25 protein-coding genes and 1 other RNA gene are annotated in these 23,098 nt (G+C 69.6%); 8 read left to right on the top strand and 18 right to left on the bottom strand.

Annotated features, from left to right (window positions below; all coding sequences use genetic code 11):
* Positions 1–53: 53 nt before the first annotated feature.
* The 4 genes from C8P66_RS11405 to C8P66_RS11390 form a co-directional block, all read right to left on the bottom strand.
* Positions 54–2,003, bottom strand: coding sequence for a glycerophosphodiester phosphodiesterase family protein (locus C8P66_RS11405; RefSeq protein WP_111398382.1), 1,950 nt, complete (start codon positions 2,001–2,003; stop codon positions 54–56).
* A gap of 134 nt (positions 2,004–2,137) precedes the next feature.
* On the bottom strand, positions 2,138–3,481 hold the full coding sequence (locus tag C8P66_RS11400) for an ATP-binding protein (protein ID WP_245903438.1): 1,344 nt from the start codon (positions 3,479–3,481) through the stop codon (positions 2,138–2,140).
* Positions 3,482–3,484: 3 nt separating this feature from the next.
* A complete protein-coding gene (locus C8P66_RS11395) occupies positions 3,485–4,189 on the bottom strand; it encodes a response regulator (RefSeq protein WP_111398381.1) in 705 nt (234 codons plus the stop codon).
* The gene (locus C8P66_RS11390; RefSeq protein ID WP_111398380.1) at positions 4,186–4,794 is read right to left on the bottom strand and encodes a MarR family winged helix-turn-helix transcriptional regulator; all 609 of its coding nucleotides are present in this window, start codon (positions 4,792–4,794) and stop codon (positions 4,186–4,188) included. The genes C8P66_RS11395 and C8P66_RS11390 overlap by 4 nt, the downstream gene beginning before the upstream one ends.
* A 125-nt stretch (positions 4,795–4,919) precedes the next feature.
* On the opposite strand from C8P66_RS11390, the gene C8P66_RS11385 reads away from it, so the two are divergent.
* Positions 4,920–5,819, top strand: a complete 900-nt coding sequence (locus tag C8P66_RS11385; protein WP_111398379.1) for a branched-chain amino acid aminotransferase — start codon at positions 4,920–4,922, stop codon at positions 5,817–5,819.
* Positions 5,820–5,847: 28 nt separating this feature from the next.
* Here the strand turns inward: C8P66_RS11385 and C8P66_RS11380 are convergent, their stop codons facing one another.
* Genes C8P66_RS11380 through C8P66_RS11365 form a run of 4 tightly spaced genes read right to left on the bottom strand, consistent with a single transcriptional unit; the run spans position 5,848 to position 8,660 of the window.
* On the bottom strand, positions 5,848–6,132 hold the full coding sequence (locus C8P66_RS11380; RefSeq protein ID WP_111398378.1) for a hypothetical protein: 285 nt from the start codon (positions 6,130–6,132) through the stop codon (positions 5,848–5,850).
* Positions 6,133–6,177: 45 nt separating this feature from the next.
* Positions 6,178–6,522: a phage holin family protein gene (locus C8P66_RS11375; RefSeq protein WP_111398377.1), complete on the bottom strand. Its 345-nt coding sequence runs from the start codon at positions 6,520–6,522 to the stop codon at positions 6,178–6,180.
* A gap of 9 nt (positions 6,523–6,531) precedes the next feature.
* On the bottom strand, positions 6,532–7,674 hold the full coding sequence (locus C8P66_RS11370) for a ceramide glucosyltransferase (RefSeq protein WP_211314115.1): 1,143 nt from the start codon (positions 7,672–7,674) through the stop codon (positions 6,532–6,534).
* A complete protein-coding gene (locus C8P66_RS11365; protein ID WP_111398376.1) occupies positions 7,671–8,660 on the bottom strand; it encodes a lysine-2,3-aminomutase-like protein in 990 nt (329 codons plus the stop codon). The genes C8P66_RS11370 and C8P66_RS11365 overlap by 4 nt, the downstream gene beginning before the upstream one ends.
* 47 nt (positions 8,661–8,707) lie before the next feature.
* On the opposite strand from C8P66_RS11365, the gene epmA reads away from it, so the two are divergent.
* Positions 8,708–9,751: an EF-P lysine aminoacylase EpmA gene (epmA, locus tag C8P66_RS11360; protein WP_111398375.1), complete on the top strand. Its 1,044-nt coding sequence runs from the start codon at positions 8,708–8,710 to the stop codon at positions 9,749–9,751.
* A 3-nt stretch (positions 9,752–9,754) separates the two neighbouring features.
* On the opposite strand, the gene C8P66_RS11355 is transcribed toward epmA, so the two are convergent.
* From C8P66_RS11355 to C8P66_RS11320, 8 genes are all read right to left on the bottom strand, one after another.
* Positions 9,755–10,414: a glutathione S-transferase family protein gene (locus C8P66_RS11355; protein ID WP_111398374.1), complete on the bottom strand. Its 660-nt coding sequence runs from the start codon at positions 10,412–10,414 to the stop codon at positions 9,755–9,757.
* Between the two features lie 98 nt (positions 10,415–10,512).
* Positions 10,513–11,430 (bottom strand): PepSY domain-containing protein, encoded by a 918-nt coding sequence (locus tag C8P66_RS11350; protein ID WP_111398373.1) that lies wholly within the window; start codon positions 11,428–11,430, stop codon positions 10,513–10,515.
* A 57-nt stretch (positions 11,431–11,487) separates the two neighbouring features.
* Positions 11,488–12,222: an FkbM family methyltransferase gene (locus C8P66_RS11345; RefSeq protein WP_158537214.1), complete on the bottom strand. Its 735-nt coding sequence runs from the start codon at positions 12,220–12,222 to the stop codon at positions 11,488–11,490.
* A 10-nt stretch (positions 12,223–12,232) separates the two neighbouring features.
* Entirely contained in the window at positions 12,233–12,877 is a 645-nt protein-coding gene (thiE, locus tag C8P66_RS11340; RefSeq protein WP_111398414.1) for a thiamine phosphate synthase, read from the bottom strand.
* Between the two features lie 52 nt (positions 12,878–12,929).
* Positions 12,930–14,588 carry a DNA methyltransferase gene (locus C8P66_RS11335; RefSeq protein ID WP_111398371.1) on the bottom strand — a complete coding sequence of 553 codons (1,659 nt, stop codon included), beginning with the start codon at positions 14,586–14,588 and terminating at the stop codon, positions 12,930–12,932.
* Between the two features lie 360 nt (positions 14,589–14,948).
* Positions 14,949–15,251: a nucleotidyltransferase family protein gene (locus C8P66_RS11330; RefSeq protein WP_158537213.1), complete on the bottom strand. Its 303-nt coding sequence runs from the start codon at positions 15,249–15,251 to the stop codon at positions 14,949–14,951.
* Positions 15,252–15,282: 31 nt separating this feature from the next.
* Positions 15,283–16,200 (bottom strand): class I fructose-bisphosphate aldolase, encoded by a 918-nt coding sequence (locus C8P66_RS11325; RefSeq protein ID WP_111398369.1) that lies wholly within the window; start codon positions 16,198–16,200, stop codon positions 15,283–15,285.
* A gap of 66 nt (positions 16,201–16,266) precedes the next feature.
* Positions 16,267–16,695, bottom strand: a complete 429-nt coding sequence (locus C8P66_RS11320) for a hypothetical protein (RefSeq protein WP_111398368.1) — start codon at positions 16,693–16,695, stop codon at positions 16,267–16,269.
* A 117-nt stretch (positions 16,696–16,812) separates the two neighbouring features.
* On the opposite strand from C8P66_RS11320, the gene C8P66_RS11315 reads away from it, so the two are divergent.
* The 6 genes from C8P66_RS11315 (at position 16,813) to glsA (ending at position 19,993) form a co-directional block, all read left to right on the top strand.
* On the top strand, positions 16,813–17,040 hold the full coding sequence (locus C8P66_RS11315; RefSeq protein ID WP_111398367.1) for a hypothetical protein: 228 nt from the start codon (positions 16,813–16,815) through the stop codon (positions 17,038–17,040).
* Positions 17,041–17,049: 9 nt separating this feature from the next.
* Positions 17,050–17,376: a cell division protein ZapA gene (locus C8P66_RS11310; protein ID WP_111398366.1), complete on the top strand. Its 327-nt coding sequence runs from the start codon at positions 17,050–17,052 to the stop codon at positions 17,374–17,376.
* Between the two features lie 9 nt (positions 17,377–17,385).
* A non-coding RNA gene (gene ssrS, locus C8P66_RS11305) (6S RNA) lies at positions 17,386–17,542 on the top strand.
* Complete coding sequence (locus C8P66_RS11300) at positions 17,529–18,098, top strand: 5-formyltetrahydrofolate cyclo-ligase (RefSeq protein ID WP_111398365.1); 570 nt, start codon at positions 17,529–17,531, stop codon at positions 18,096–18,098. Before ssrS ends, C8P66_RS11300 begins: the two co-directional genes overlap by 14 nt.
* 4 nt (positions 18,099–18,102) lie before the next feature.
* Entirely contained in the window at positions 18,103–18,915 is an 813-nt protein-coding gene (locus tag C8P66_RS11295; RefSeq protein ID WP_111398364.1) for a TIGR00282 family metallophosphoesterase, read from the top strand.
* A 97-nt stretch (positions 18,916–19,012) separates the two neighbouring features.
* A complete protein-coding gene (glsA, locus tag C8P66_RS11290) occupies positions 19,013–19,993 on the top strand; it encodes a glutaminase A (protein ID WP_111398363.1) in 981 nt (326 codons plus the stop codon).
* A 6-nt stretch (positions 19,994–19,999) separates the two neighbouring features.
* On the opposite strand, the gene C8P66_RS11285 is transcribed toward glsA, so the two are convergent.
* Both C8P66_RS11285 and pheT read right to left on the bottom strand, forming a co-directional pair.
* Positions 20,000–20,608: an MSMEG_1061 family FMN-dependent PPOX-type flavoprotein gene (locus C8P66_RS11285; RefSeq protein WP_111398362.1), complete on the bottom strand. Its 609-nt coding sequence runs from the start codon at positions 20,606–20,608 to the stop codon at positions 20,000–20,002.
* Entirely contained in the window at positions 20,605–23,097 is a 2,493-nt protein-coding gene (gene pheT, locus C8P66_RS11280) for a phenylalanine--tRNA ligase subunit beta (RefSeq protein WP_111398361.1), read from the bottom strand. Before pheT ends, C8P66_RS11285 begins: the two co-directional genes overlap by 4 nt.
* Position 23,098: the final 1 nt, after the last annotated feature.

Here is a 23,098-nt window from a genome sequence, read left to right as displayed (position 1 = left end):
CACCCCGGCCGAGGCCAAGCGAGGCGCTGCCTCCCTTGGCCTCGGCGGCGGTATCAGGCGAAGAGCCATACCTCGGCGGCATGGCCGGCGAATTCGGCGCTGCTGAGGAAGCCCACTGCGGCCTCGTCGCGGCTCATGGCGCCGCCGTCGATCTGCGCCGCCCACCACTGCAGCCCCGCCGCCTCGCCTTGGCGGTTGAGCGCCTCGGCGTAAAGCGTGGCGACGAAATTGGCGGTGGTCAGCCCGGCGCTGCGCGCGGCGAATTCATCGGCGGCGGCGAAGCCCTGCGCCATCTCCTGCAGCGACATCCCGTCATGGCTGCGTTCGGCCCAGAAGTCGAAGCCCCCCGTCTCCGCGGCCCGGCCCAGAAGGGTGCGGTAGAGGCTGGCGATCTCCGTCTGCCCGGTGGCGAACAGCGCCTGCGCGCCATCGGCGAAGAGCAGCGTCTCGACATTGGCCGTACGCTGGATGCCGCCGGTCGCGGTGTTACCGATCACCGCGATCCCGTCCTCCACCGTCACCGTGTAGTCGCCGGCGCTGCCCTCCAGCACCAGCATGTCCCGGCCGATGCCGCCATCGATGCGGTCGCGGCCGGCGGTCTCGAAAAAGCGGTTGTCGCCGGCATTGCCTAGCAGGCGGTTGTCCAGCGCATTGCCGACCACGCTCACATCGGCAGCGCCATGAAGGCGCAGCTCCTCGATCGTGCCCGGCAGCACCACCGTGCCCTCGCCCCAGTAGATGGCGCGGTCATGGGCCGCGGTGCCCTTGGCGGCGGTCAGCCCGTCCAGCGCGCGCACCAGGATGTCCTTGCCGCCCAGATCGTTGCTGGCGGCGATGGCGGCCTCCCCGACGGCCCATTGGTCGGCGATCTCGCGGCCGAGATCGGGGAAGTCGGTGAACAGCGCGCTCAGGCCCAAGTCGTACAGCCGCACGTATTCCTCGACCGGCAGTTGCTCCGTGCCGTCAGGGTTCAGCGCGCGGAACCCCTCCTCGATGCGCACGGTCCAGGGAATGACGCCGATGCCGAGCGCCTCCGCCAGGGCCGCGAGATCGAGCGTGGCGCCGGTCAGGATGCTGGTGGCATCCGCGGTGCCGTCGCCATCGGCATCGACCGGCCGCGCGAGGCCGGTCGCGGTCAGCAGCGCGTCCTTGGGTGGCGCGATGAAATCGGCGTAGCTCTGCGCCATCGCCTGGATCGCGGCGGGGGTGAACAGCTCGCCGTTCAGCGCGGCCGCGGCGGTCAGCGGATAGCCGAAGGCATAAGGGGCATAGACGGTCGGATCGGCCCCCAGCGCCGCATAGGCGGGGTTGAGGTGGAAGGCGACATCCACCGCCCCGCCGAGCAACTGCACCAGCTGAAAATCCACCCCCGCCGCCGGCATGATCTCATGCTCGAGCTGCATCAGGTTCAGCAGGTCGAAGGACTGGATGAAGACGCGCTGCGCATCGGTGAAGCCGAGCGACACCAGCGCCTCGACCAGCATCGCGCTGATGTCGATGTGCAGCGGCGTGCCGTCGAGATAGGTGCCGTAGTAGCCGAAATAGGTCGGGTTCTTGGTCTCCGGGGCGATGGCGATCTGCCGGCCGGTGTCCGTCTCCACCTCGTTCACCAGCGCGATGATCTCCGCGAGGGTGGCGATGCGGAATTCATCGTTGTGGGCGGCGCTTTCCGGCCGTTCCTCGGGGATGCGTTCGCGCGCCCAGAGGGTCTTGATCTCGGCCAGGGTGAAATCCTCGGCGAACCAGCCGCTGACATTGGCACCGTCGAGGAATTTGGTGGTGTGGCGGTCGGCGAATTCGGGATGCTCCGACACGTCGGTGGTCTCGGAGAGATTGCTCTCGTGGCGGGTGATCAGCACGCCGTCCTTGGTCACCACGACATCCGGCTCGATGACATCGGCACCCATCTCGATGGCCAGCCGATAGGCCTCGATGGTGTGCTCGGGCAGGTAGCCGCTGGCGCCGCGATGGGCGATGACCAAGGGGGGGGCGATATCTGACATGGCTCTGGCGATCCTCGCTGCCGCGGAAAGGCACGCAGCGCCGGGCGCTGCGATCACCGCGACTTTGGGCAGCCAGAGCGGCACCAGGATGGAGAACGCATGACGGGACGATTAATTGAGCAGCCCCCCTGTGCTCAGACCGGCAGGCGCACCCGCGCCCGCAGGCCCCCGAGGGGCGCATCCTCCAGTTCGACATCGCCACCATGGGCGCGGGCGATATCGCGCGCGATCGCGAGCCCAAGCCCGGTGCCGCCCGAGGAAAAGGCGGCGAAGGGCTTGAAGGCTTCCTCGCGCTGCGCCTCGGGGATGCCGGGCCCGTCGTCATCCACCGTCACCATCGCCCAGGCGGGCGGGCCGCCCGGCACGCGCGGGACGGCATCGATCCCGATGGCGATGCGGCGGGCATGCTTGCGGGCATTGTCCAGCAGATTGCCGAGGCAGCGGCGCAGCGCATCGGCGCGCAGCGGCAGCACCAGCCGCGCCGGCGCCTCCACCGCGACCGAGGCGCCATCGCGCCGGGCCCGGGCAGCCAGGTCCTGCACGATGGCGACCAGATCCTGGGCCTTGGGCGCCTCGGTCCCCTCGCCCCGGGCGAAGGTGAGGTAGCCCGCGACCATGCGCTCCATCTCCTCCACATCCTGGGTCAGGGCGGCGCCATCCTCCTGCGCATCCGCCGGCAGCATGGCGAGGCCGAGCCGCATCCGCGTCAGGGGGGTCCGCAGATCATGGCTGATGCCGGCCAGCAGGTCGGTGCGCTGGGCGACGAAGCGGCGGATGCGGCCCTGCATCTGGTTGAAGGCGGTGGCGGCCTGGCGCACCTCCAGCGCGCCCTCCGGCTTCATCATCCCCTGGTCGCGGCCCATGCCGAAGGCCTCGGCCGCCTGGGCCAGCCGGCGGATGGCGCGGACCTGGTTCTTCATGAAGATCGCGGCGACGCTGAACAGCAGCACGCCCGATCCCGCCAGCCAGAGCACGAACAGATAGAGGGTGGTGGTGAACAGGCGTTTGCGCGCCGCCTCCACATGCAGCACCCCATCGGGCAAAGCGACGCGGATGATGACGCTGCGCGGATCGCTCGCCCAATCGGCATCGAAGGGCAGGCCGACCCGTTCGCGCAGGGCGAAGGCCAGATCCTCCTCCAAGGGCAGCAGCGGCAAAGCGGCGTTGCGCGGTTGCAGGGGGCCGAGGGTCGCGCCTTCCTCGAAGGCGAGGGACAGGTCCAGCCGCCACGCCGCCTCGCGGAACACCCAGCCGCGGTCGGCGTCGTTCGGGAAGCGGGTCAGCAGTTCGACCACCATGCCGACATCGCCCGCGACGCCATGCGCGAGGCGGCGCGAGACGATGTCCAGATGCCCGCCGTAGAAGAGCTGCAAGGCGATTGCCTGCAACACCACCAGCGGCGTGAGGATGATCAGCAGGCTGCGCCCCAGCAGCCCCTTCGGCATCAGGCTCCGCAGCGGCGGCAGGCGGATGGCCACCGGCTACTGCCCCGGCCGCAACACGTAGCCACGGTGGCGGATGGTCTGCAGGAAGCGCGGCTCCCGCGGATCGGGCTCGATCTTGCGGCGCAGGCGCGTCACCTGCACGTCGATCGCGCGTTCGCCGGCATCGGGCATGGAGAGGGCGATGGCGATCTCCTCCCGGCTCAGCACATCGCCGGCGCGGCGGGCGAGGGCGGCGAGCAGGGCGGCTTCCCCCCCGGTCAGGCGCACGCTGCCCTCGGCATTGCGCAGCTCGCCCCGTTCCGAATCGAACCAATGCGCGCCGAGCTGCACCGGGGGGGCGGCCAGCGCCGACTGCGGCAGCGCCGGTGCCGCGCGGCGCAGGATGGTGCGGATGCGCAAGGCGAGCTCGCGCGGGTCGAAGGGCTTGGCCAGATAATCGTCGGCGCCATGCTCGAACCCCGCGATCCGGTCATCCGGGGCGCCGGCGGCGGTCAGCATCAGGATCGGCACATCCTGCCCGTCGCGGCGCAGCGACTCGGTCAGTTCCAGCCCGCTTTCGCCGGGCATCATTACATCCAGCACGATCAGGTCGAAGGCGACCGAGGCCAGCGCCGCCCGCGCGCTGCCGGCATCGGGGGCTGCGGTGACGCGGAAGCCCTGCTCGGCGAGGTAGCGTTGCAGCAAGGCCCGCAGCCGCGCGTCATCATCGACCACGAGCAGATGCGGCTGGTCGGCCGTCATGGCTGGCCCCCATCCCGCAGGGGCCGTCCCCCGTCCCGCAGGGGCCGTTCGCCATCCCGGCGGGACCGGTCCAGCGCGGCCCGGTCCATGGCGGCGCGGGCCTCGGCGCCCATCAATCCGCGCATCACGCGGCGGAATCCATCCACCGCCTGCGGCCCGGCCTCGCGATAGGCCCGCATCACCGTCTCCCGCTGTCGTTCGAACAAGCGACGTTCGAGTACGTTGCCATCCGGGGTCAAGGCCAGAAGCCGCTGCCGCCGGTCCGCCCGGCCTGGCGCCTGCTGCACCAGCCCCTGCTCCACCAGCGGTGTCAGCACCCGCCCCAGGGATTGCTTGGTGACGCCGAGAATACCGAGCAGGTCGCCAACCGTAATCCCGGGATGGCGGCCCACGAAATGCAGCACGCGATGATGCGCGCGGCCGAGCCCAAGCTCCTCCAGCATCGCATCGGCGCCGGCGGTGAAGTCGCGATAGCCGAAGAACATCAGGTCCTGGGCGGCCCGCAATTCCTCCTCGCGCAGGAACAGCAGGTCCTGCCCGGCGGCGCCCTGATGCTGGGCGGGGCGGGTGCCATCCTTGATCAGGCCGGGGGGCGGGGCTGGCATGGGTGCCATGTCTCCGTGTTGGGTCAGTATGTTTGACACTTTTGACGCATTGGGTCTAGCGTCCGCCTATCAACGCAAGATTGTTGCGTGACCTAGGTTGGAAACCTACAAAAGGAACGCGTGCCATGGCCTTGGTGCCTTTCGACGACCGTGATGGCTGGATCTGGATGGACGGTGCATTCGTCCCCTGGCGCGATGCCAAGCTGCATGTGCTGAGCCATGGGCTGCATTACGCCTCCGGCGTCTTCGAGGGGGAGCGCGCCTATTCCGGCAACATCTTCCGCCTCGCCGACCACACCGCCCGGCTGATCGAATCCGGCCGCATCCTGGGCTTCGAGATCCCGTATTCCGCCGAGGTCATCTCCGCCGCCTGCAATGAGGCGCTGGTGAAGAACGGGCTGACCGACGCCTATATCCGCCCCATCGCCTGGCGCGGCACCGAGCAGCTTGCCGTGTCGGCGCAGTTGACCAAGATCCATCTGGCGATCGCCGTCTGGGCCTGGCCGAACCTGTTCGGCGCTGACCGGATGAAGGGCGTGCGCCTGGGCCATGCCAAATGGCGCCGGCCCGCGCCGGACACCGCGCCCACCGCCTCCAAGGCCGCCGGGCTCTACATGATCGGTACGCTGTCCAAGCATATCGCCGAGGAAGAGGGTTTCACCGACGCGCTGATGCTCGACTACAAGGGCGATGTGGCCGAGGCGACCGGGGCGAACATCTTCTTCGTCTTCAATGGCGAGATCCACACCCCGACGCCGACCTGCTTCCTGGATGGCATCACCCGCCGCACGGTGATGGCGCTGGCCCGCAAGCGGCAGATGACCGTGGTGGAACGCGTGATCGGCGCGGATGAGATCGCCAATGCGAGCGAGGTCTTCCTCGCAGGCACCGCCGCCGAGGTGACGCCGGTGCGCTGCATCGGGGAGATGCAGTTCACCCCGGGCAAGATCACCGAGACCCTGATCGCCGATTACGACGCGCTGGTGCGAATGAGCCCGGCCGAGGTCGCCAAGCTGGCGGCCTGAACCGGGCAGGGGGGCTTCGGCCCCCCTCTCAGGCCATCTTCCCGCGCAGAAACCCCAGGGCCGGCAGCGGGGCCCAGCCCTTGGGCAGCTCCGCCCGGCGCACCGTCGTCACGCTATAGACCGGCACCGGCTGTTCCAGGCTACGCAGGAAGCCGGTGTAGGCCTGCACCTGCGAATCGCGCCACGCCCGGTCCGCCTCCGCCGCCGCGCGGGTGGGATGGATCGCCGCCACCCGGTGCTTGCGCCCGAAAGAGGCGAATACCGCCCAGACCTCATCCTCGCGCAGGGATCGGCTCGGGAGGTTCTGGATCATGGGGGCGAATTGGAACCGCGCGGGCGCCGCCGCGCAAGGGTGATTTCAATCGTCCCTGAGCGCCAGGCCGATGGCCCAGGAGACCAGCGAGATCACCAGCGCCCCGAACACCGCCGGCCAGAAGCCCGCGACCGCCAGCCCTTCCAGGAACCAGGCTGCGAGGCCCAGCATCGCGGCATTCACCACCAGCACGAACAGCCCGAAGGTCACGATCGTCAGCGGCAGCGACAGGATCACGAAGATCGGCCGCAAGGTCGCGTTCAACAGCCCGAGCACCAGGGCGCCGAGGATGATGCTGCCGGTGTCCCGGACATAGATCCCGGGGACGATCTCGCTCGCCATCCAGACGCCGGCGGCGATGATGGCGGCGCGGATCAGGAAATTACGCATGGTGCATCCTCATGTTGTGGCGGGTGTTGCGGGTTTTTCCTCGACGCTCATCCGGTTGCCGCGCCAGACCACCTGCGCCCCGGTCCAGGCCCCGACCCACATGACGGGGATGATGCAGTCCCGCACCAGCAGGGCGGCGACCCAAGGCCAGGAGACATGCCAGCCCTTGCCCCGCGCCAGTAAAACTTCCGCGCCATGGAACAGCAGGATCACGCCAAGCCCGGTCGCCGCGACGTTCCCGCCCGCGAGGCCCGCGGCGACACAGCCGGCGAGCAGCGGGGGCAGCACACCGGAGAAGATCTCAGGCGCAAAAAAAGCCGGGAAGGTCACGCGGCGCAGCCGGGCCCAGCGGATCTGCCGGCCCCAGACCTCGCGGGCGCGGCGGTGGCCGATGGGCTGCTCGAAGGGGCTGTCCACCAGATGCACATGCAGCCCGGCGGCACGCACGAGCTTGGTCGCGGCCGCATCCTCGGCGATCTCGGCGGCCAAAGCGCGGAGGCCGCCCCAGGCGTCCAGCATGTCCCGCCGCCAGAGCATGCTCTTGCCCTGCGCGAAGCCGAGCCCGACCGCCTCGCCCACATATTGCCAGCGGGCCTGGAGGGTATTGAGGAAGGCGCATTCCACCTCGGCCCAGAACCCCTCCGGCCGGCTGCCGAGGGGGGTGGAACAGACCAGCCCGGTGTCCTTCCGCCAGGCGGCCATCAGCTGTTGCAGGTAGTCCGGCGGCATCAGCACGTTGGAATCGGCCAGCACCACCCAGCCGGACTCGGCCGCCGCCCAGCCCTTGAGGCAATTGTTCAGCTTGGGGTTGGCGTTGACCCGCTCGTCGCCGACCAGCAGCCGGGCGGGGATGGCGGGATGCGCGGCGATGAGGCGTTCCACGATGGGCACGATCGGGTCGCTCGCCTGCTGCACGCAGAAGATCAGCTCGTAGCCCGGCCAATCCAGCGCGAAGCCGGAGGCCAGGGTCTCCTCGACATAGGGTTCGATGCCGCAGACCGGCCGGATGATGCTGATGCGCGCCGCCCCGGCCGGGGGCGGCGGCAGGCGCCCGCGCCGACGCAGCCGCCGGTAGGCGATGGCCATGCTGAGCCCGTTGATCGCGATCAGCAGGGCGCAGATCCCGGCAAGGCTCCAGGCCAGCGGCGTCACGCGGCCTGGACCTGGGCGGTGACCAGGCGCTTGCCGCCGCCGCCCGGGCTCTCGACCACATAGGTCGGCCAGGCGAGGCCGGTCACGCGCCCGCGCAGGTTGGCGACCAGGCGCAGCCCTTCCTCGGGCGGGACGGCGAAGCGGGCGGTGCCGGGGGCGGCGTCCAACTGGTGCAGGTAGTAGGGTTTCACCCGGTGTCGCAGCATCGCCCTGAACAAGGCCTCCAGCGCTTCGCTTGTGTCATTGACGCCGCGCAACAGCACGGATTGGCCGAGCAGCACTACACCCGAACGGTTCAGCCGCCGTAAAGCTGCGGCCGCGGGGGCGGAAAACTCGCGGGCGTGATTGGCATGGACGCAGAGGAACAGCGCCTTCTCCGTCTCCAGCGCCGCGACCTGCGCCTCGGTGACGCGGTCGGGGTCCGAGACCGGCACCCGGCTGTGCAGGCGGATCACCTGGATATGCGGGATGGCCGAGAGTCGCTGCATGATCCGCGCGAGCCGGCGGGGGGAGAGCATCAGCGGATCACCCCCGGTCAGGATCGCCTCTGTCACCGCCGGGGTCGCCGCGAACCAGTCCAGCGCCGCCTCCAGCTCCGCATCCGACAGCAGCCCGCCGCCGGGGCCGACCACCTCGCGGCGGAAACAGAAGCGGCAATAGACCGGGCAGGCCAGCAGCGGCTTGAGCAGCGCGCGGTCGGGGTAGCGGTGGACGACGCCCTTGATCGGGGTGAAGGGGGCATCCGCCGTGGGGTCGTCGATCTCCCAGGCGGCGGTCGTCAGTTCGGCGCCATCGGGAATGTATTGCCGGGCGATGGGGTCGGCAGGGTCGGCGGCATCGATCATCCCGGCAACGATGGGGGTAACGGCGATGGCGTAGCGGGTGGCGACGGCGGCGGCCTCGCTCTCCCGCCCGGGCGGGAGGAGCCCCGCGGCCACCAGCCCCGATGCGGTCCTGATCGTCTGTTCCCTAATCGTCTGGTCCATGCGGGAGCCTCTAGCGCAGCCGGCCGCCCCCTGCCACGTCACAAGCCATGACCCCGATCTGGCACCCCCAATCCCTGGCCGCCCGGATGCCGGCGCTGCGCGCCCGCGGACGCCTGGCCGCCGCCACCCGCGCCTGGTTCTCGGCGCGCGACTATACCGAGGTGGAGACCCCCGCGCTGGTGCCGGTCCCGGGCATGGAGGTGCATCTGCACGGCTTCGCCTCCCGGTTCGAGCCGCATCTGGGGCGGGGGGAGAGCCTGGCCCTCTGGCTCCGCACCAGCCCGGAGCTTGCCATCAAGCGGCTGCTGGTGGCGGGCGCGGGGCCGGTGTTCGAGTTGGCGCGGGTCTGGCGCAATGGCGAGGTTTCCGCCCGCCATGCGCCGGAATTCACCATGCTCGAATGGTATCGGCCCGGCGCCGATCTCGCCGGGCTGATGGACGAGACCGAAGCCTATCTGCGCGCCATGCTACCGCCCCGGGTCGCCCATGCCGGGGTGGAGAGCGATCTGGCGCTGCCTTTCGAGCGCCTTCGCATGCAGGATGCCTTCGCCTGCTGGTGCGGGCTGGATCTGCTCGCGACCATCGGGCCGGGGGGGGAGGGCGATGGCCCCGCCCTTCTGGCCGCCGCCGCCGCCGCGGGGCATCCGCTGCCGGATGATCTCGCTTGGGAGGACGCCTTCTTCCGCCTGATGCTGGACCATGTGGAGCCGCGCATCGGCCGCGGCCGCGGCACCTTCCTCACCCATTGGCCGGCGCCCCAGGCGGCGCTGGCGCGGCGCGACCCGGAGGACCCCCGCGCCGCGCTGCGGTTCGAGGTGTTTGTCGCCGGGATCGAACTCGCCAACGCCTTCGACGAGCTGACCGATGCCCCGGAACAGCGTGCGCGCTTCCACCGGGATGTGGCCGACCGCGCGCGGCTGCACCCGGAGGCACCCGGCTGGCCGGTGGATGACGACTTCCTCGCCGCCCTCGACCGCGGGCTGCCGCCCACGGCCGGCATCGCGCTCGGCTTCGACCGGCTGGTGATGCTGGCCGCGGGGGTGCCGCGGATCAGCGACACCCTCTGGCTCGGCGGCTGGCCCTATGGCTGAGGTTCAGGCGATCTGCTCGGCATCCCGCTCGGCCATCATCCGCCGGTAGGCCGGCCGGGCGTGGCAGGCCGAGATCCAGGCGCGCAGATGCGGCGCGGCCTCGAACAGTTCCGCGGCGGACAGGGCGTAGCGGACCACCTCGGCGACATTCACATCCGCGACGGTGAAACGGCCGCCGACCAGGAAGCCAGTGGCCGCGAGATGCGCGTCCAGCACCGCGAAAGGGGCTGCCAGGGCGGCGATCGCCGCCTCGGCCAGGGCCGGGTCGCGCTCGGCCACGGGCTTGGTCACGCGGTGGTAGAGGATGTTGATCGCGAAGGGCTCCACCTCGGTCGCCGCCCAGAGCGCCCACATGCCGAATTGCGCATCCTCGGCCAGATCGGCGGGGCCGAGGCTGCCGCCATGGCGCCGCGCCAGATGCAGGTTGATCGCCAGGGATTCGTTCAGGATCAGCCCGTCATCATCCACCGCCGGGATGCGGGCATTGGGGTTGATCGCGAGGAAAGCGGGCGAGTGGGTGTTGATCGGCGCATCGGCGGCCAGCGGATCGGCCAGTCGGTTGGCCTGGACCACCGGAACATGGCGGAAGTCCAGCCCCATCTCATGCGCCAGCCAGATGTTGCGCGAGGCGCGGGAACGCAGGCAGCCGTAGATCGTCAGCATGGTGGTCGAGGCCCTTATTGCAGTCCGCGAAGTCTGGCGGCTGCGGCCAAAGGCGGCAACGGGGGCGGCAACGGGGGCGGCGCCGCAGCGATGCTGGCCTATGGCTGAGCGGCCAGGGCCCGCGCCCGCCGCGCCGCGCGGCCACGCCGGCGTTGCAGGCTGCGCCGCACCCAGATGAAGACGCCGGTGCCGAGCAGCCCGAGCAGTGCCACCGCCGCCACCAGATTGGCGAGGCTTCCGAGCACGCCGCCCCAGTTTCCCTCATGCAGCAGCCGCGGCCAGTTGCTCGGCATCGGCGCCAGCCCATCGGCGCCGGCGCGGTAGAGCACGGCGGTGCCCTCCGCATCCAGCACCCGCACCACCGGCGTGCCGTCCATCGGGCGGATGAAGTCGAGCCCATCCAACGAGTGGCGCGCCGCCACCATGCGCAGCGTCGCGCCCATGGCCGCGGGCGCCGCCGCGCTGGCGGGGAGCGGGGCCGCGAAGCTCACGCCGAAGGCCAAGGCCAGCCCGGTCAGAGGGCTGCCGACCACCAGCGGCAGCAGCCCCCACCCCGCCAGCCGGTGCCAGCCGGCGACGGTGTTGCGCAGCCGAGGCCAACCCAGCAGCAAACCGAGCGGTGCCAGCAGGATCAGCGCGATGGTGCTGCCGGTGACCAGCCAGCCGAGGTCGAGCAGCAGCCGCTCATGCAGGCCGCGGGCGGTGCGGAAGGCAGCCGCGAGTGCGCCTGGCTGGGTTGGCTGGGCCGTGGCGAGGTCGAAGGTCTCACCGCCGCGCGGGCCGATCGAGACGGTGCCGTCATAGCCGCGCACAAAGAGCGCACCGCGCGCACCCATTTCGTCGGCGGCGGCGATCGCGGCCTCGATCCGCGCCAGGGTGACGGTTCCGGCTGGCGTCATCGCCTTCAACGCCGGCTCGAATGCAAGGAACAATCCGGTCGCCATGACCAGCAGCAAGGGGAGGGCGAACGCCAGGGCAATCCAGCGATGCAGGCGCAATAACAAGGGCTTCGGCATCAGGCAGTATCCATTGCGAGCGCAGTCAATATCGCCTTCCCCGGCATCCTTGTGTGATCAAGTGTTGCGAATGAGGGTAAGTGCGGTGACGGCCTGCTCACGCGGTAAGGCGTAGAAGATGAAGACATAGGGGTGCGAGGCTTCGAACACGCTCGGGTCGGGGCTCGCGCGCTGCATGGTGGCGCGGTCCAGCGCCGCGACCGGGAACCAGCGGCCCTCCAGTTCGAACAGCACCTCATACTCCAGCGCATCGAGAAAGGCCGGCACCGCCCAGGTGGAGCCGGCGCGGTGGCGTTCCTCGATCTCGACGGTGATGACCGGGCGGCAGCGTCGCAGCGTCTCGCGGGCGCCGCGCAGCACCTCGTATTCCGCGCCCTCGGCGTCGATCTTGAGATGGGTGAGGTCGGTCAGGCCCAGCCCGTCGATGGTGCGCAGCGGCACCCGGATCTGCTCCACCGCGATGCGACGGAGGTCATAGCCCGCGTAATCCTTGGCCGTGGAGGCCCATTGCTCCTGCGGCACCCCATCCAGCACCGGCAAGGACAGGGTGATGACGCCGTCATGGTCGCCCAGCGCCTCAGGGTGCAGCGTCACATGCGCCGGCACCGCGCCGCCATGCCCGTCGGCAAGCACGGCGGCGAGGCGGGCGAAGGCGCGGGGCAGCGGCTCGAAGGCCAGGACCTTGCTGGCTGGCAGGCGGGAAAAGGGGAGTGTCAGCAGCCCGTCATGCGCCCCGACATCGAGCATGGTGCCGGGTTGATGCAGGCGAGAGTGGAAGGTGACCTCGTCCATTCTCGGCGCCTCAGGCTGCTGCGATGGCGGCATTCAGGGCGCGGACGCCGGCGGCAGGGCCATCCGGGTGGTTCCAGACCGCCCCGACCACCGCCAGGAAATCCGCCCCGGCGCGGACCAGCGGGCCGCAGTTTTCGGCCGTGATGCCGCCGATGGCCACGCATGGGACCTCGAACAGGCTGGACCACCACTCCAGGATCTCGGGCTCGGCCACATGCTCGGTGGCTTTGGTCGCGGTGGGGAAGAAGGCGCCGAAGGCGACGTAATCGGCATCGATCTCGCCGGCCTTCATGGCGAGGTGGCGGCTGGCGTGGCAGGTGATGCCGAGCATCCGGTCCGGCCCCAGCAGCTTGCGCGCCGCCGCATGGTCGCCGTCGCTCTGGCCGAGATGGGCGCCGTCGCAGCCGGTCTCTATCGCAAGCTCGGCACTGTCGTTCAGCAGCACCGCGACGCCGCGCGCCTGGGCCACGGGCAGCAGGGCCGCGACCGCGCGCTTCACCGCATCGGCCGGCGCGTCCTTCAGGCGGATCTGCAGGGCCGCAACATCGCCTGCGTCCAAGGCGGCCGCCAGCGGGTCACGGAACGCCAGCGGGTCGAAGACCGGCGGCGTGATCAGGTAGAGGCGGCAGAGGTCGGGTTGCGGGGTATCGCTCATGTCATGCATGTGCCGCCGGCGCCGCCCGAAGGAAAGGGGGCGGCGCTTGGGGCTACAGATCAAGGCCAGGTTGCGCGCCCTTCGGCCGGCTGGCGGTTTCCCGCGCGGCGCGGCGGAACCCTTCGCCGCGACCGATCGGTGGCAGGGCTTCCTTCTCGTCGTGGACGTTGCGCAGGAGTTCGTCCACGGTCTTCACCATGATCTTGCGGAACTGGCCCAACCCTGTGGAGGCGTAGCCGTGGCTGGCGGCCTCACGCGTCATTTCCTTGGTGGGTGGGTTGAGGGTGATCAGCACGCCGCCCAGCGCGCCTTCGCGCTGCACAGTGCCGACAAGATCGCGGAGGGCGGAGACGGTCACCGTCTCCCCGCCCTTTACCGAGATAATGATGCGGTCCAGGTCCTCGGGGCGGGGGCCGGTGCGGACCCAGCGGATGCCGTCGATGCCGCGATCCATCCCCTTCTTCTTGCCACCCTGTGGCACGGCATCGAGCAGGGAGACGGCCCACCATTGGAACTGATGCTTGTCGCGGAAGGCGAGGTCGCGCGCGGCGGCAAGGTCGCGCGGCGTGCCCAAGACCTCGAAGGCGATATTTGGAAAGGCGTCTTTCAGGCGGCGTTCGATCAGGCTGATGGCGAGGTGGGTGACATCCATGCCGATCCAGCGGCGGCCGAGTTTTTGGGCGGCATGGACGGCGGTGCCGCAGCCGCAGAAGGGGTCGAACACCACATCACCGGGGTTGCTGGAGGCAGTGATGATGCGTTCGAGAAGGGCGAGGGGCTTTTGGGTGGGGTAGCCAAGCAGTTCTTCCGAGCGGTTGTTGATGCCCGGCATGTCTGTCCACAAATTTTGAACTGGAACGCCAGGCATTTCATCCAGATATCGCTTGTACTGTGGTACGGCGCCTGCTTGGGTTTGTATTATTCGGCCTTCATCAATAAGTTTCTGCATGCGAATTTTCGAATATCTCCAATGTCGGGAAACTCCCATTACTTCGTAGTAAGGATTTCCATTCCCCCCCCCTCCCGGTCCTTGGATATTATCCAAGCGGTACCGTCGGCCATTCTCGTCGAGCCTTCTATAATCTCTATTAAGATACTTTTCATCATACGGAAGAAAAATTGAATTGAATGTGTAAGATGAGGATTTAGTATAGAATAGTATAGAGTCAGTAATACGACCAAAATGTTGTGCGCCCTGACCGTGGTCACTGTGAGCGTGTGACCGCTTCCATACTATCTCGTTTCGAAACAGATGCGGCCCGAAAATCCCATCCAGCACGATCTTCAAGTAATGGCTCGCGGTCGGATCGCAGTGCAGATACAGGCTCCCGGTCGGCTTCAGCACCCGATGCAGTTCCATCAGCCGTACCGCCATCATCACCAGATAGGCGGTCATGTCGTTGCGCCCCAGCGCCGCGACGACTCCCCGCAGCAACACCGCCGCATCCGGGTGGGTCGCCTGCGTCAGCACCTCCTCAAAGGCCTGTTCGGCGCTATCGCCCCAATGCCAGGTATCCTCGAAGGCTTCCAACTGGCTGTCGCTGGCCTTGCCGTCCGGTGCCCGGAACAGGACATTGTAGTTCGCGGCGGAATTGAACGGCGGGTCGAGGTAGATCAGGTCCACGCTCTCATCCGGCATCACCGCCCGGCCATCGGCATCGCGCCCGCGTAGCACTTCCAGATTGTCGCCGAAGAAGAGTTTGTTGGTCATTGCGCGACTGTGCCGCCAAGCCAGCGCCGCGCAAAGGTCTCCCAGGTCAGGTCGCGCCCTTTCTTCGCGTGGCGCGCCGTGATGCGGCGATATTCTCCCGACCGCGGGACCGCTTTCGGGGGGGTCATATTGTGGGGTTACCGGTTGTGGGGTTACCGGGAGGCCCCACCGGCGCGCCGCCAGAGTCTTGCCGAAGGCACGCAGGGACCGGCGCGCTCTTTCTTGACCAGCCGGCGCCTGGCGCTTACCAAAGCATTGCAGGGCCGAAGGTGACGGGTCGCAGGGGTGCCAGTTTCCACCATCATCGCCCGAACTGGTGGCCCCGACTGGCGGAAGCCACCGGCCCTGCTAGACCTTCGCTCAAAAGGCGGATTGAAGGTCGCGTAACACCCGCGAACGCACCGCCGGCCGCATCGCGTCACGGTCGATCACATCCACCCGCCCCGGCAGAAGCGCCGCGACCTGCGCCTTCAGCCCGGCATAGGCAAAAACATCAGCCGGCTGCCCGGGCGCGAATTCCACCAAAATATCGATATCGATATCGCTGCCGGGGCCGGATTCGCCGCGTGCCGCCGAACCGAAGAGTCCCGCGTGGATAACGCCGGCCTCGGTCAGTTCCGCCTGATGACTCCGCAGGATGGCGAGGATGGTTTGGGCGTCCATGCCGCCATCCTTGCCGCTCCCATCGGAAGAATCACACCTTGGTCTTGTAAACCTCGATAATGCTGGCCAGCAGCGCCAGGGCATCGGCCTTGCTGCGCTGGAAGGCGTTGCGCCCGACGATGCTGCCATTGCCGCCGCCGGCATGGATCGCGCGGACGTCGTCCAGCATCGACTCGTTGCTGCGCGCCTCGCCGCCCGAGAACACCACCAGGCGACGGCCGTTGAAGCAGGCCTGGACGATATGGGCGAAGCGCTTGGCGGCATCATCCTCGACCGGGAACTTCTCGTAGGTCTTCTTGGCGGCATCCAGGCTGATCGCCGCGGTCGGCGGCTTCACCTTGATGATATGGGCGCCGCAAAGGGCGGCCATGTGCGCGGCGTAGGCCGCGATGTCGAGCGCGGTCTCACCGACCTTGTCCAGCATCGGGCCACGCGGATAGGACCAGACGACGACGGCCAGGCCGGCGGCCTTGGCTTCCTCGGCCAGCTCGCGCAGCTCTTCCATCATCTCGAACTGGTATTCGCTGCCCGGATAGATCGTGAAGCCGATCGCCGAGCAGCCCAGGCGCAGCGCATCCGCGACCGTGCCGGTCACGGCCTGGTCCTTGGTCGTGGACAGGCTGTTGCTGCTGTTGACCTTCAGGATGGTCGGGATGGCACCGGCGAAGGTCGCGGCCCCGGCCTCGATCATGCCCAAGGGGGCGGCATAGGCGTTCAGCCCGGCCTCGATCGCCAGCTCGAACAAATAATGCGGATCATAGGCGGCGGGATTCGGCGCGAAGGAGCGCGCCGGGCCGTGCTCGAAGCCCTGGTCGACCGGCAGGATGACCATGCGGCCGGTGCCGCCGAGCTTTCCCTCCATCAGGATGCGGGCAAGGTTGCCCTTCGTCCCGGGGTTGTCGCTCTCGTACCAGGACAGGATTTCCTTGACGCGGCGCGTGAGCTTCATCGGGCGTGATCCTTTTCGAACCGTGGCAAAATCGTCGCTGCCGGATAGCCGATGCCGCCGAAACTGTCACGGCCCCGCCAGGAGAACACGCAGCCGTGCGCGCCCGGCCGGGCGCCGCAAATCCAGATGATCGATCACGATTGCCGGCGGTGGCGCCGGCAGCAGCACCGCGCCCGCCTCCGCCGCCGCCCCGGCCACGGCGGGATAGGCGGGGTGAGCACCCGCCAGAACCAGAATCGGCACCCCGGCGCGCAGGGCGGCCAGGGCATGGCCGGGTGCGGCCCCGCAATCCAGCGCATGGCCGAAGGGCACGCCGGGGCAGAGCGCCCGTGCCTGGGCGATCAGCGCGAGCCACCCCGCCGGCCCCAGCCAGGCGCAGGCGCCGGGTGGGGAGAGCAGCAGCGGTGGCGCGGCGCGCGCCCAGGCCACCAATACCGCCGCCGCGCGCCTCGCATCGGGCACGAGGATGGCCGGCTTGCCATACGCGACAGTCACTTGCGGTTGACCCTGCCCATGCAGCATGCGTAAAGCCAAGTCCTTGTCCTTCCGCCTGTCGAGGACGACAGGCGCCGCCGCATCCCCTGCCGTAAACAAGGTCGAGCCGAATACTTCATGAGCAGCGCCGCAAGCGACCCCGATGCCGTTCTGTCGCGGCTGGAAGCAGCGGTGGATCTTCTCGCCACCCGCGTCCAGACCGCTCGTGAAGCCCTGGATGCCGCGGCGCATGCGCCGGAGGCCGCAGGCCCCAGCCGTGACGAGATCATAGCGCTGGCCGACCGGCTGGAGGCGACGCTCGCGCGGCTGCGGCTCGCGGCGGAAGATACGGTTTCCGAGGAGTGATGCGCTAGCATGGCCCAGGTCACGGTCCGCGTCGGCGGCTATACCCATCCGGTGTCCTGCGAGGACGGGCAGGAGGCGCATCTGGTCGCCCTGGCCGCCGATGTGGATCGCCGGGTCTCCTCGATTCGCGCCATGGGCGGGCAATATGGCGAGGCGCGGCTGCTGCTGCTCGCCGGGCTGCTGCTGGCCGATGAGCTGCACGACATGCGGATCGAGCTGTCCGCCGTCCGCGCCGGCCAACCCCCTGGCCCCGCCGCCGACCCGCGGCTGGCCGAGCGTCTGGCCCGGTTGGCGGAGCGGATCGAAGCCATTGCGGGGACGCTCGACCAGCCCTAGATGTGGGCGGCGGGGCTGCTCGGTTTGTTGAGGCAGCTACATCCCCGGGGCCAATGAGCAACCTCCGGGAGCTGGCGCTGCTTGGATCCTGGTCCAAGTACCTGGCGCCCACCTGCAACAGCAGGTCCATGGAGGATGTCACGCCGACGGCTATGGCGGCTCCGCACTTTCCCCTCGATGCCGAGAAGGCAGCGCTCCGGCGTCATGCCTTTGCCGCGCGGCTTGGCTGCGATCCGGCGCTCGGCGCCGCGATGGCGGCGCATGTGCTGGCCGCTGCCGCGCCGCCGGAGGGCGCGGTGGTGGCCGGGTTCTGGCCGATGGGGGCGGAAATCGACCCTCGGCCCTTGATGCAGGCGCTCGCCGAACGCGGCCATGCGCTGGTGCTGCCGGTGACGCCGCCGCGCGGCCAGCCGCTGCGATTCCGCCGCTGGCAGCCCGGCGAGCCCTTGGCGCCGGGCCCGATGGGCACCAGCCAGCCGGCGGCGGGCGAATGGCTCGATCCTGACTGGCTGCTGGTGCCGCTGCTGGCCTTCGATCGGCGGGGCGGGCGGCTCGGCTATGGCGGCGGGTATTACGACCGCACCCTGGCGGGCTTGCCGAATTCCACCGCCATCGGCATCGCTTTTTCCACACAGGAGGTGCCGGAGGTGCCAACTGGACCTCTGGACCAACGGCTGCCGATGATCGCGACCGAGTCCGGACTGATCGTCACGGGAGCCTGAGCGGTTGCGGATTCTGTTTCTTGGAGATGTCGTCGGCCGCAGCGGCCGCGATGCCATCGTGGCCCAACTGCCGGCGCTGCGGACGCGCCTCAACGCCGACCTGGTGGTGCTGAACGGGGAGAACGCCTCGCATGGCTTTGGCCTGGCGCCGGATATGGCGCGCGCCTTCCTGGTCGCGGGGGCGGATGTGGTGACGCTCGGCAACCACGCCTGGGACCGCAAGGAGCTGATTCCCTACCTCGAAACCGAACCCCGCGTCATCCGCCCGCTGAATTTCCCGCCCGGTACGCCCGGGCGAGGCCATTACGAGGTGGTGCTGGCCGATGGCCGCCGCGCGCTGGTGGTGCAGGCCATGGGGCGGCTGTTCATGGACGCGCTGGATGACCCCTTCCGCGGTGCCCAGGCGGTGCTGGCGCCCTACCGGATGGGCACCGGCGGGGTTTCGGCCATCGTCGTGGATTTCCATGCCGAGGCCTCCAGCGAGAAGCTGAGCTTCGCGCATTCCTTCGATGGCCGGGTGTCGCTGGTGGTGGGGACGCATACGCATACGCCCTCGGGCGACCACCACATCCTGGTCGGCGGCACGGCCTATATGACCGATGCCGGCATGTGCGGCGATTATGACAGCGTGATCGGGATGCAGAAGGGCGCCGCGGCCCTGCGTTTCTGGCGCAAGGTGCCCGGGGAAAAACTGTCGCCGGCGGATGGCGAGGCGACGATCTGCGGCTGTTTTGTCGAGACGGATGATGCGACCGGCCTTGCCCGCAGCATCGTGCCGATCCGCATCGGCGGCAGGCTGGCCCAGGCGCTGGGGTAGCAGGCGCCACAGGGCCATTGCCACCAGGGCGCGTTCCGTTACAGATTTGCGACGGGAATGAAATGCGCGGTCGTCTGACAGCCGAGGCCAAGCGCGCATGCACGCCCCCGATATCCGCCACTCCTTGAGCAGCGCCGCCCGCGAGACCCATGCGCGCCTGCATGGCCGCATCGAGGGCGCGGTTGCCAGCTACATCCCGGCCCTGGCCGCGATGCCGCCGGATCTGTTCGGCATCGCCCTGATGACGCCCTCCGGCGCGGTGGCCGAGGCTGGCGACACGCGGCACCCCTTCACCATCCAATCCGTCTCCAAATGCTTCACCTATGCCATGGTGCTCGACCTGCTGGGCCGCGACGCGGTGCGGGCCGGGGTGGGCGTGCAACCGGTCGGCGAGCCCTTCAACGTCATCGAGCTGGACCCGCGCAGCAACCGCCCCTTCAACCCGATGATCAATTCCGGTGCCATCGCCGTGGCCGGGCTGTTGCGCCAGACGCTTGGCCCCGACGCCTTCGCAATGGTGAAGGCCCGGCTCTCCGCCTGCGCCGGCCGCATGCTGGAGGTCGATGCCGCGGTGCATGCCTCCGAGGCCGAGAGCGGCCACCGCAACCGCGCCATCGCGCATCTGCTGCGCGCCGCCGGCGCCTTCACCGCCGATCCGCAGGAGGCGGTGGAGCTTTATTTCCTGCAATGCTCGCTGCTGGTCACCGCGCATGATCTGGCGGTGATGGGCGCGACCCTGGCCGCGATCGGGACCAACCCGCTCTCGGGCAAGGAGGTCTTCGGCGTCGATGCGGTGCGGGACACGCTGTCGGTGATGTTCACTTGCGGGCTGTATGACGGCGCCGGGGACTGGGCCTGCCGCGTCGGGCTGCCGGCGAAAAGCGGCGTCGGCGGCGGGGTGGTGGCGGTGGTCAATCGCCAGCTTGGCTTGGGCGTGTTCTCGCCGCGGCTGAACGCCGATGGCAATCCGCATCGTGGCCTGCTGGCCTGCGAGATGCTGGCCGAGGATCTCGGCCTGCACGCCTTCGATGCGACCAATTCCGGCTCCAGCCTGCTGCCGTCGCTGGCGCCGGGGTAGCCGCTCTCAATAGAGGTTTTGGGCCACCCGCTCCTCGGCGCCTGCGTCATACTCGGCGGCATCGATCATCCCGCCGGTATGCGCCGCCAGCATTTCTCCCGCTGTCGGCACCGCCACCGGCCGCACCTTCTGGCCCCAGAGCGCAGACCGCACCAACGCCCTTGGGCATTGCATAAAAACCTGTTCGGCGGTGATCAGCATCACCGTCACCGGCTCCACGCCGCGCATCGCCAGGCGGGCGCGCAGGCCGGGGTCGGTGGTCAGCCGCGCGGTGCCGGTGACGCGCAGGGTTTCCCCCGCACCCGGCACCAGGAACAGCAGCGCCACGCGGGGGTCATCCAGCACATCGCGCAGCGCATCGATGCGGTTGTTGCCGCGGCGGTCGGGCAGCGCCAGGGTCTTGTCATCCAGCATCGCGCAGAAGCCGGGGCCATCGCCGCGCGGCGTCGCATGCATCCCGCGCGCCCCGGCCGTGGCCAGGATGCAGAAGGGGCTGGCCGCGATGAACGCCGCCGCCGTGGCGTCGATCCGGTCCGTGACCTTCGCCCGCACCAGATCGCGGGTCGGGGCGTAGAGGGCGGCCAGCGCCTCCGGCGTGGTGATGTCGTGGTTCATGAGCGCAGCACAGCCCCCGTCGCCTTGCTGACGGCCACGACGATCCTGGCGGCGACGGCCTCGATCTCGGCTTCGGTCAGCGTATGGTCGCGCGGCTGCAAGGTCACGTCGATGGCGAGACTCACCTTGCCCTCGGGCAGGCGCTCGCCGGCGTAGCGGTCGAACAGCGCGACCTCAGTGATCAGGCTGCGTTCGGCGTTGCGGGCAGCCTTCAGCACCGCCTCGGCCGCCACGCCCGCGTCCACCAGGAAGGCGAAGTCGCGGTGCACAGGCTGCAGGGTCGGCAGGTCCGGCGCCGATTTCTTGCGGCGCTTGGGGTCCGGGATGGCGTCCAGGAAGATCTCGCAGGCGACCGCCGGGCCAGAGATGTCCAGCGCCGCCAGCACAGAGGGATGCAGCGCGCCGAAGGTGGCCAGCACCGTCTTCGGCCCTTGCCGCACCACGCCCGAACGGCCGGGGTGGTAGAAGCCGGGCGCGTCCGCCGTCACCGACAGCGCCGCCGCCGGCACGCCGAGCGCCGCCAGCACCGCCAGCGCATCGCCCTTGGCATCCAGCCAGTCCAGCGGGCGTGCGGGCACATCCCAATGGCGCGGCGTGGCGCCGGTGCGGACGCAGGCGGCGATGGCAAGCTGCCCCTCCGGCAGCGGCGAACGCCAGCCGCCGCCGACCTCGGCCAGCGCCACGGCATCCTGGCCGCGCGCGGCATTGCGCCCGGCGGCCAGCACCAGGCTCGCGACCGGGGTCGGGCGCATCTGGTCCAGATCCGAGGCGATGGGGTTGGCGAGGCGTAGGCTGTCCGGCGTGTCGCCGAACAGCGCCGCCTGGGTATGGTCCATGAAGCCGAAGCTCACGCAATCCTGCGCCCCGCGCGCGCCCAGCACGCGGCGGGCCAGCGAAGCGCGGGCCTGGCGCGCGGTCAGCGCGGGCGGGCCCATGGTGGCGACGGGCAGGGAGACCGGCGGGATCGCATCCAGCCCGCCGAGGCGCAGCACCTCCTCCAGCAGGTCGCATTCCGCCTCGATCGCCGCGACGCTTGCGCGCGCCTTGGCGGCGCGGGCGGGTCCGATCCCCGGCGCCTGGTCCAGCGACTGCGCCAGCACGCGATAGGCCGAGCCATCCGCCGCCACGTCATTGCGCCAGGAGGGGACGGCGACGGTGACGCTCTCGGCGTCCCGGCCGGTGATGGCGAAGCCCAGGCGTTCCAGCCGGGCGCAGGCTTCCTCCGCCGGCAGGTCCAGCCCGCCGAGGCCGGCGATGCGCTCGAAGCGCAGGGTCGCGCTGCGCTCCCAGGCGGGGACGGCGCCGGCGCTCACGATCTGGGAGGCCTCGCCGCCGCAAAGGTCGAGCACCATCCGCGTCGCCAGTTCCACGGCATCGGTCAGGAAGGCGGGGTCCAGCCCGCGTTCGAACCGCGCCCGCGCATCGGAATTGAGGCTGTGGCGGCGCCCGGCCTCGGCGATGCGGACGGGGTCGAACAGCGCGCATTCGATGAAGGCTTCGGTGGTGCCCTCGTCGCAGCCCGAGGCCTCGCCGCCGATCACGCCGGCCAGGGATTCCGGCCCGGCGGCATCGGCGATCACGAGGTCATCCGGGGTGACCGTGACCTCTTTGCCGTTCAGCGCGGTGAAGGTTTCGCCCTCGGCGCCCATGCGCAGGGTCAGCACATCGCCGTGAAGCTTGCCCATGTCGAAGACATGCAGCGGGCGGCCATAGGCAAAGGTGAAGAAGTTCGTGACATCGACCAGCCGGCTGATCGGCCGCAGCCCGATCGCGGTCAGCCGGTCCTGCAGCCATTGCGGGCTGGGGCCATTGGTCAGCCCGCGCAGGGCGCGGCCGAGGACCACGGGGCAGGCTTCGGGGGCGGCGATCTCCCAGCGCAGGGGGGTGGTGAAGCTGGCGGGCACCGGTTCGGCCGGCAGCGGGCGGAGGGTGCCGAGGCCGGCGGCGGCCAGATCCCGCGCGATGCCGCGGATGGACAGCGCATCGCCGCGATTGGGGGTGACGGCGATTTCGATGATGGGGTCGTTCATTCCCGCCCAGTCGGGGTAGGAGGCGCCGACCGGGGCATCCTCGGGCAGGTCCACGATGCCGTCATGGTCCTGGCCGAGGCCCATCTCGCGCATCGACAGCATCATGGCTTCGGACTTCACGCCGCGGATTTCCCCGGCCTTCAGCGTGATGCCGGTGCCGGGGATGAAGGCGCCGGGCAAAGCGACCACGGCCAGCATCCCGGTGCGCGCATTCGGCGCGCCGCAGACCACGGAGCGGATCACGCCATCGCCGATATCCACGCGGCAGGCGCGCAGCCGGTCGGCATTGGGATGCTGCACCGCTTCCAGCACGCGGCCGATGCAGAAGGGGGCCAAGGCGGCGCCACGGTCCTCGATGCCTTCGACCTCAAGGCCGATGGTGTTGAGGCAGGCGGCGATGGCGGCGGCATCGGCCGTGGTGTCGAGATGCTCGGAGAGCCAGGAGAGGGAGAATTTCATG

Source organism: Humitalea rosea (assembly GCF_003253705.1).
Taxonomy (GTDB): Bacteria; Pseudomonadota; Alphaproteobacteria; order Acetobacterales; family Acetobacteraceae; genus Humitalea; species Humitalea rosea.
This window is presented reverse-complemented; position numbering and strand designations above follow the sequence as displayed.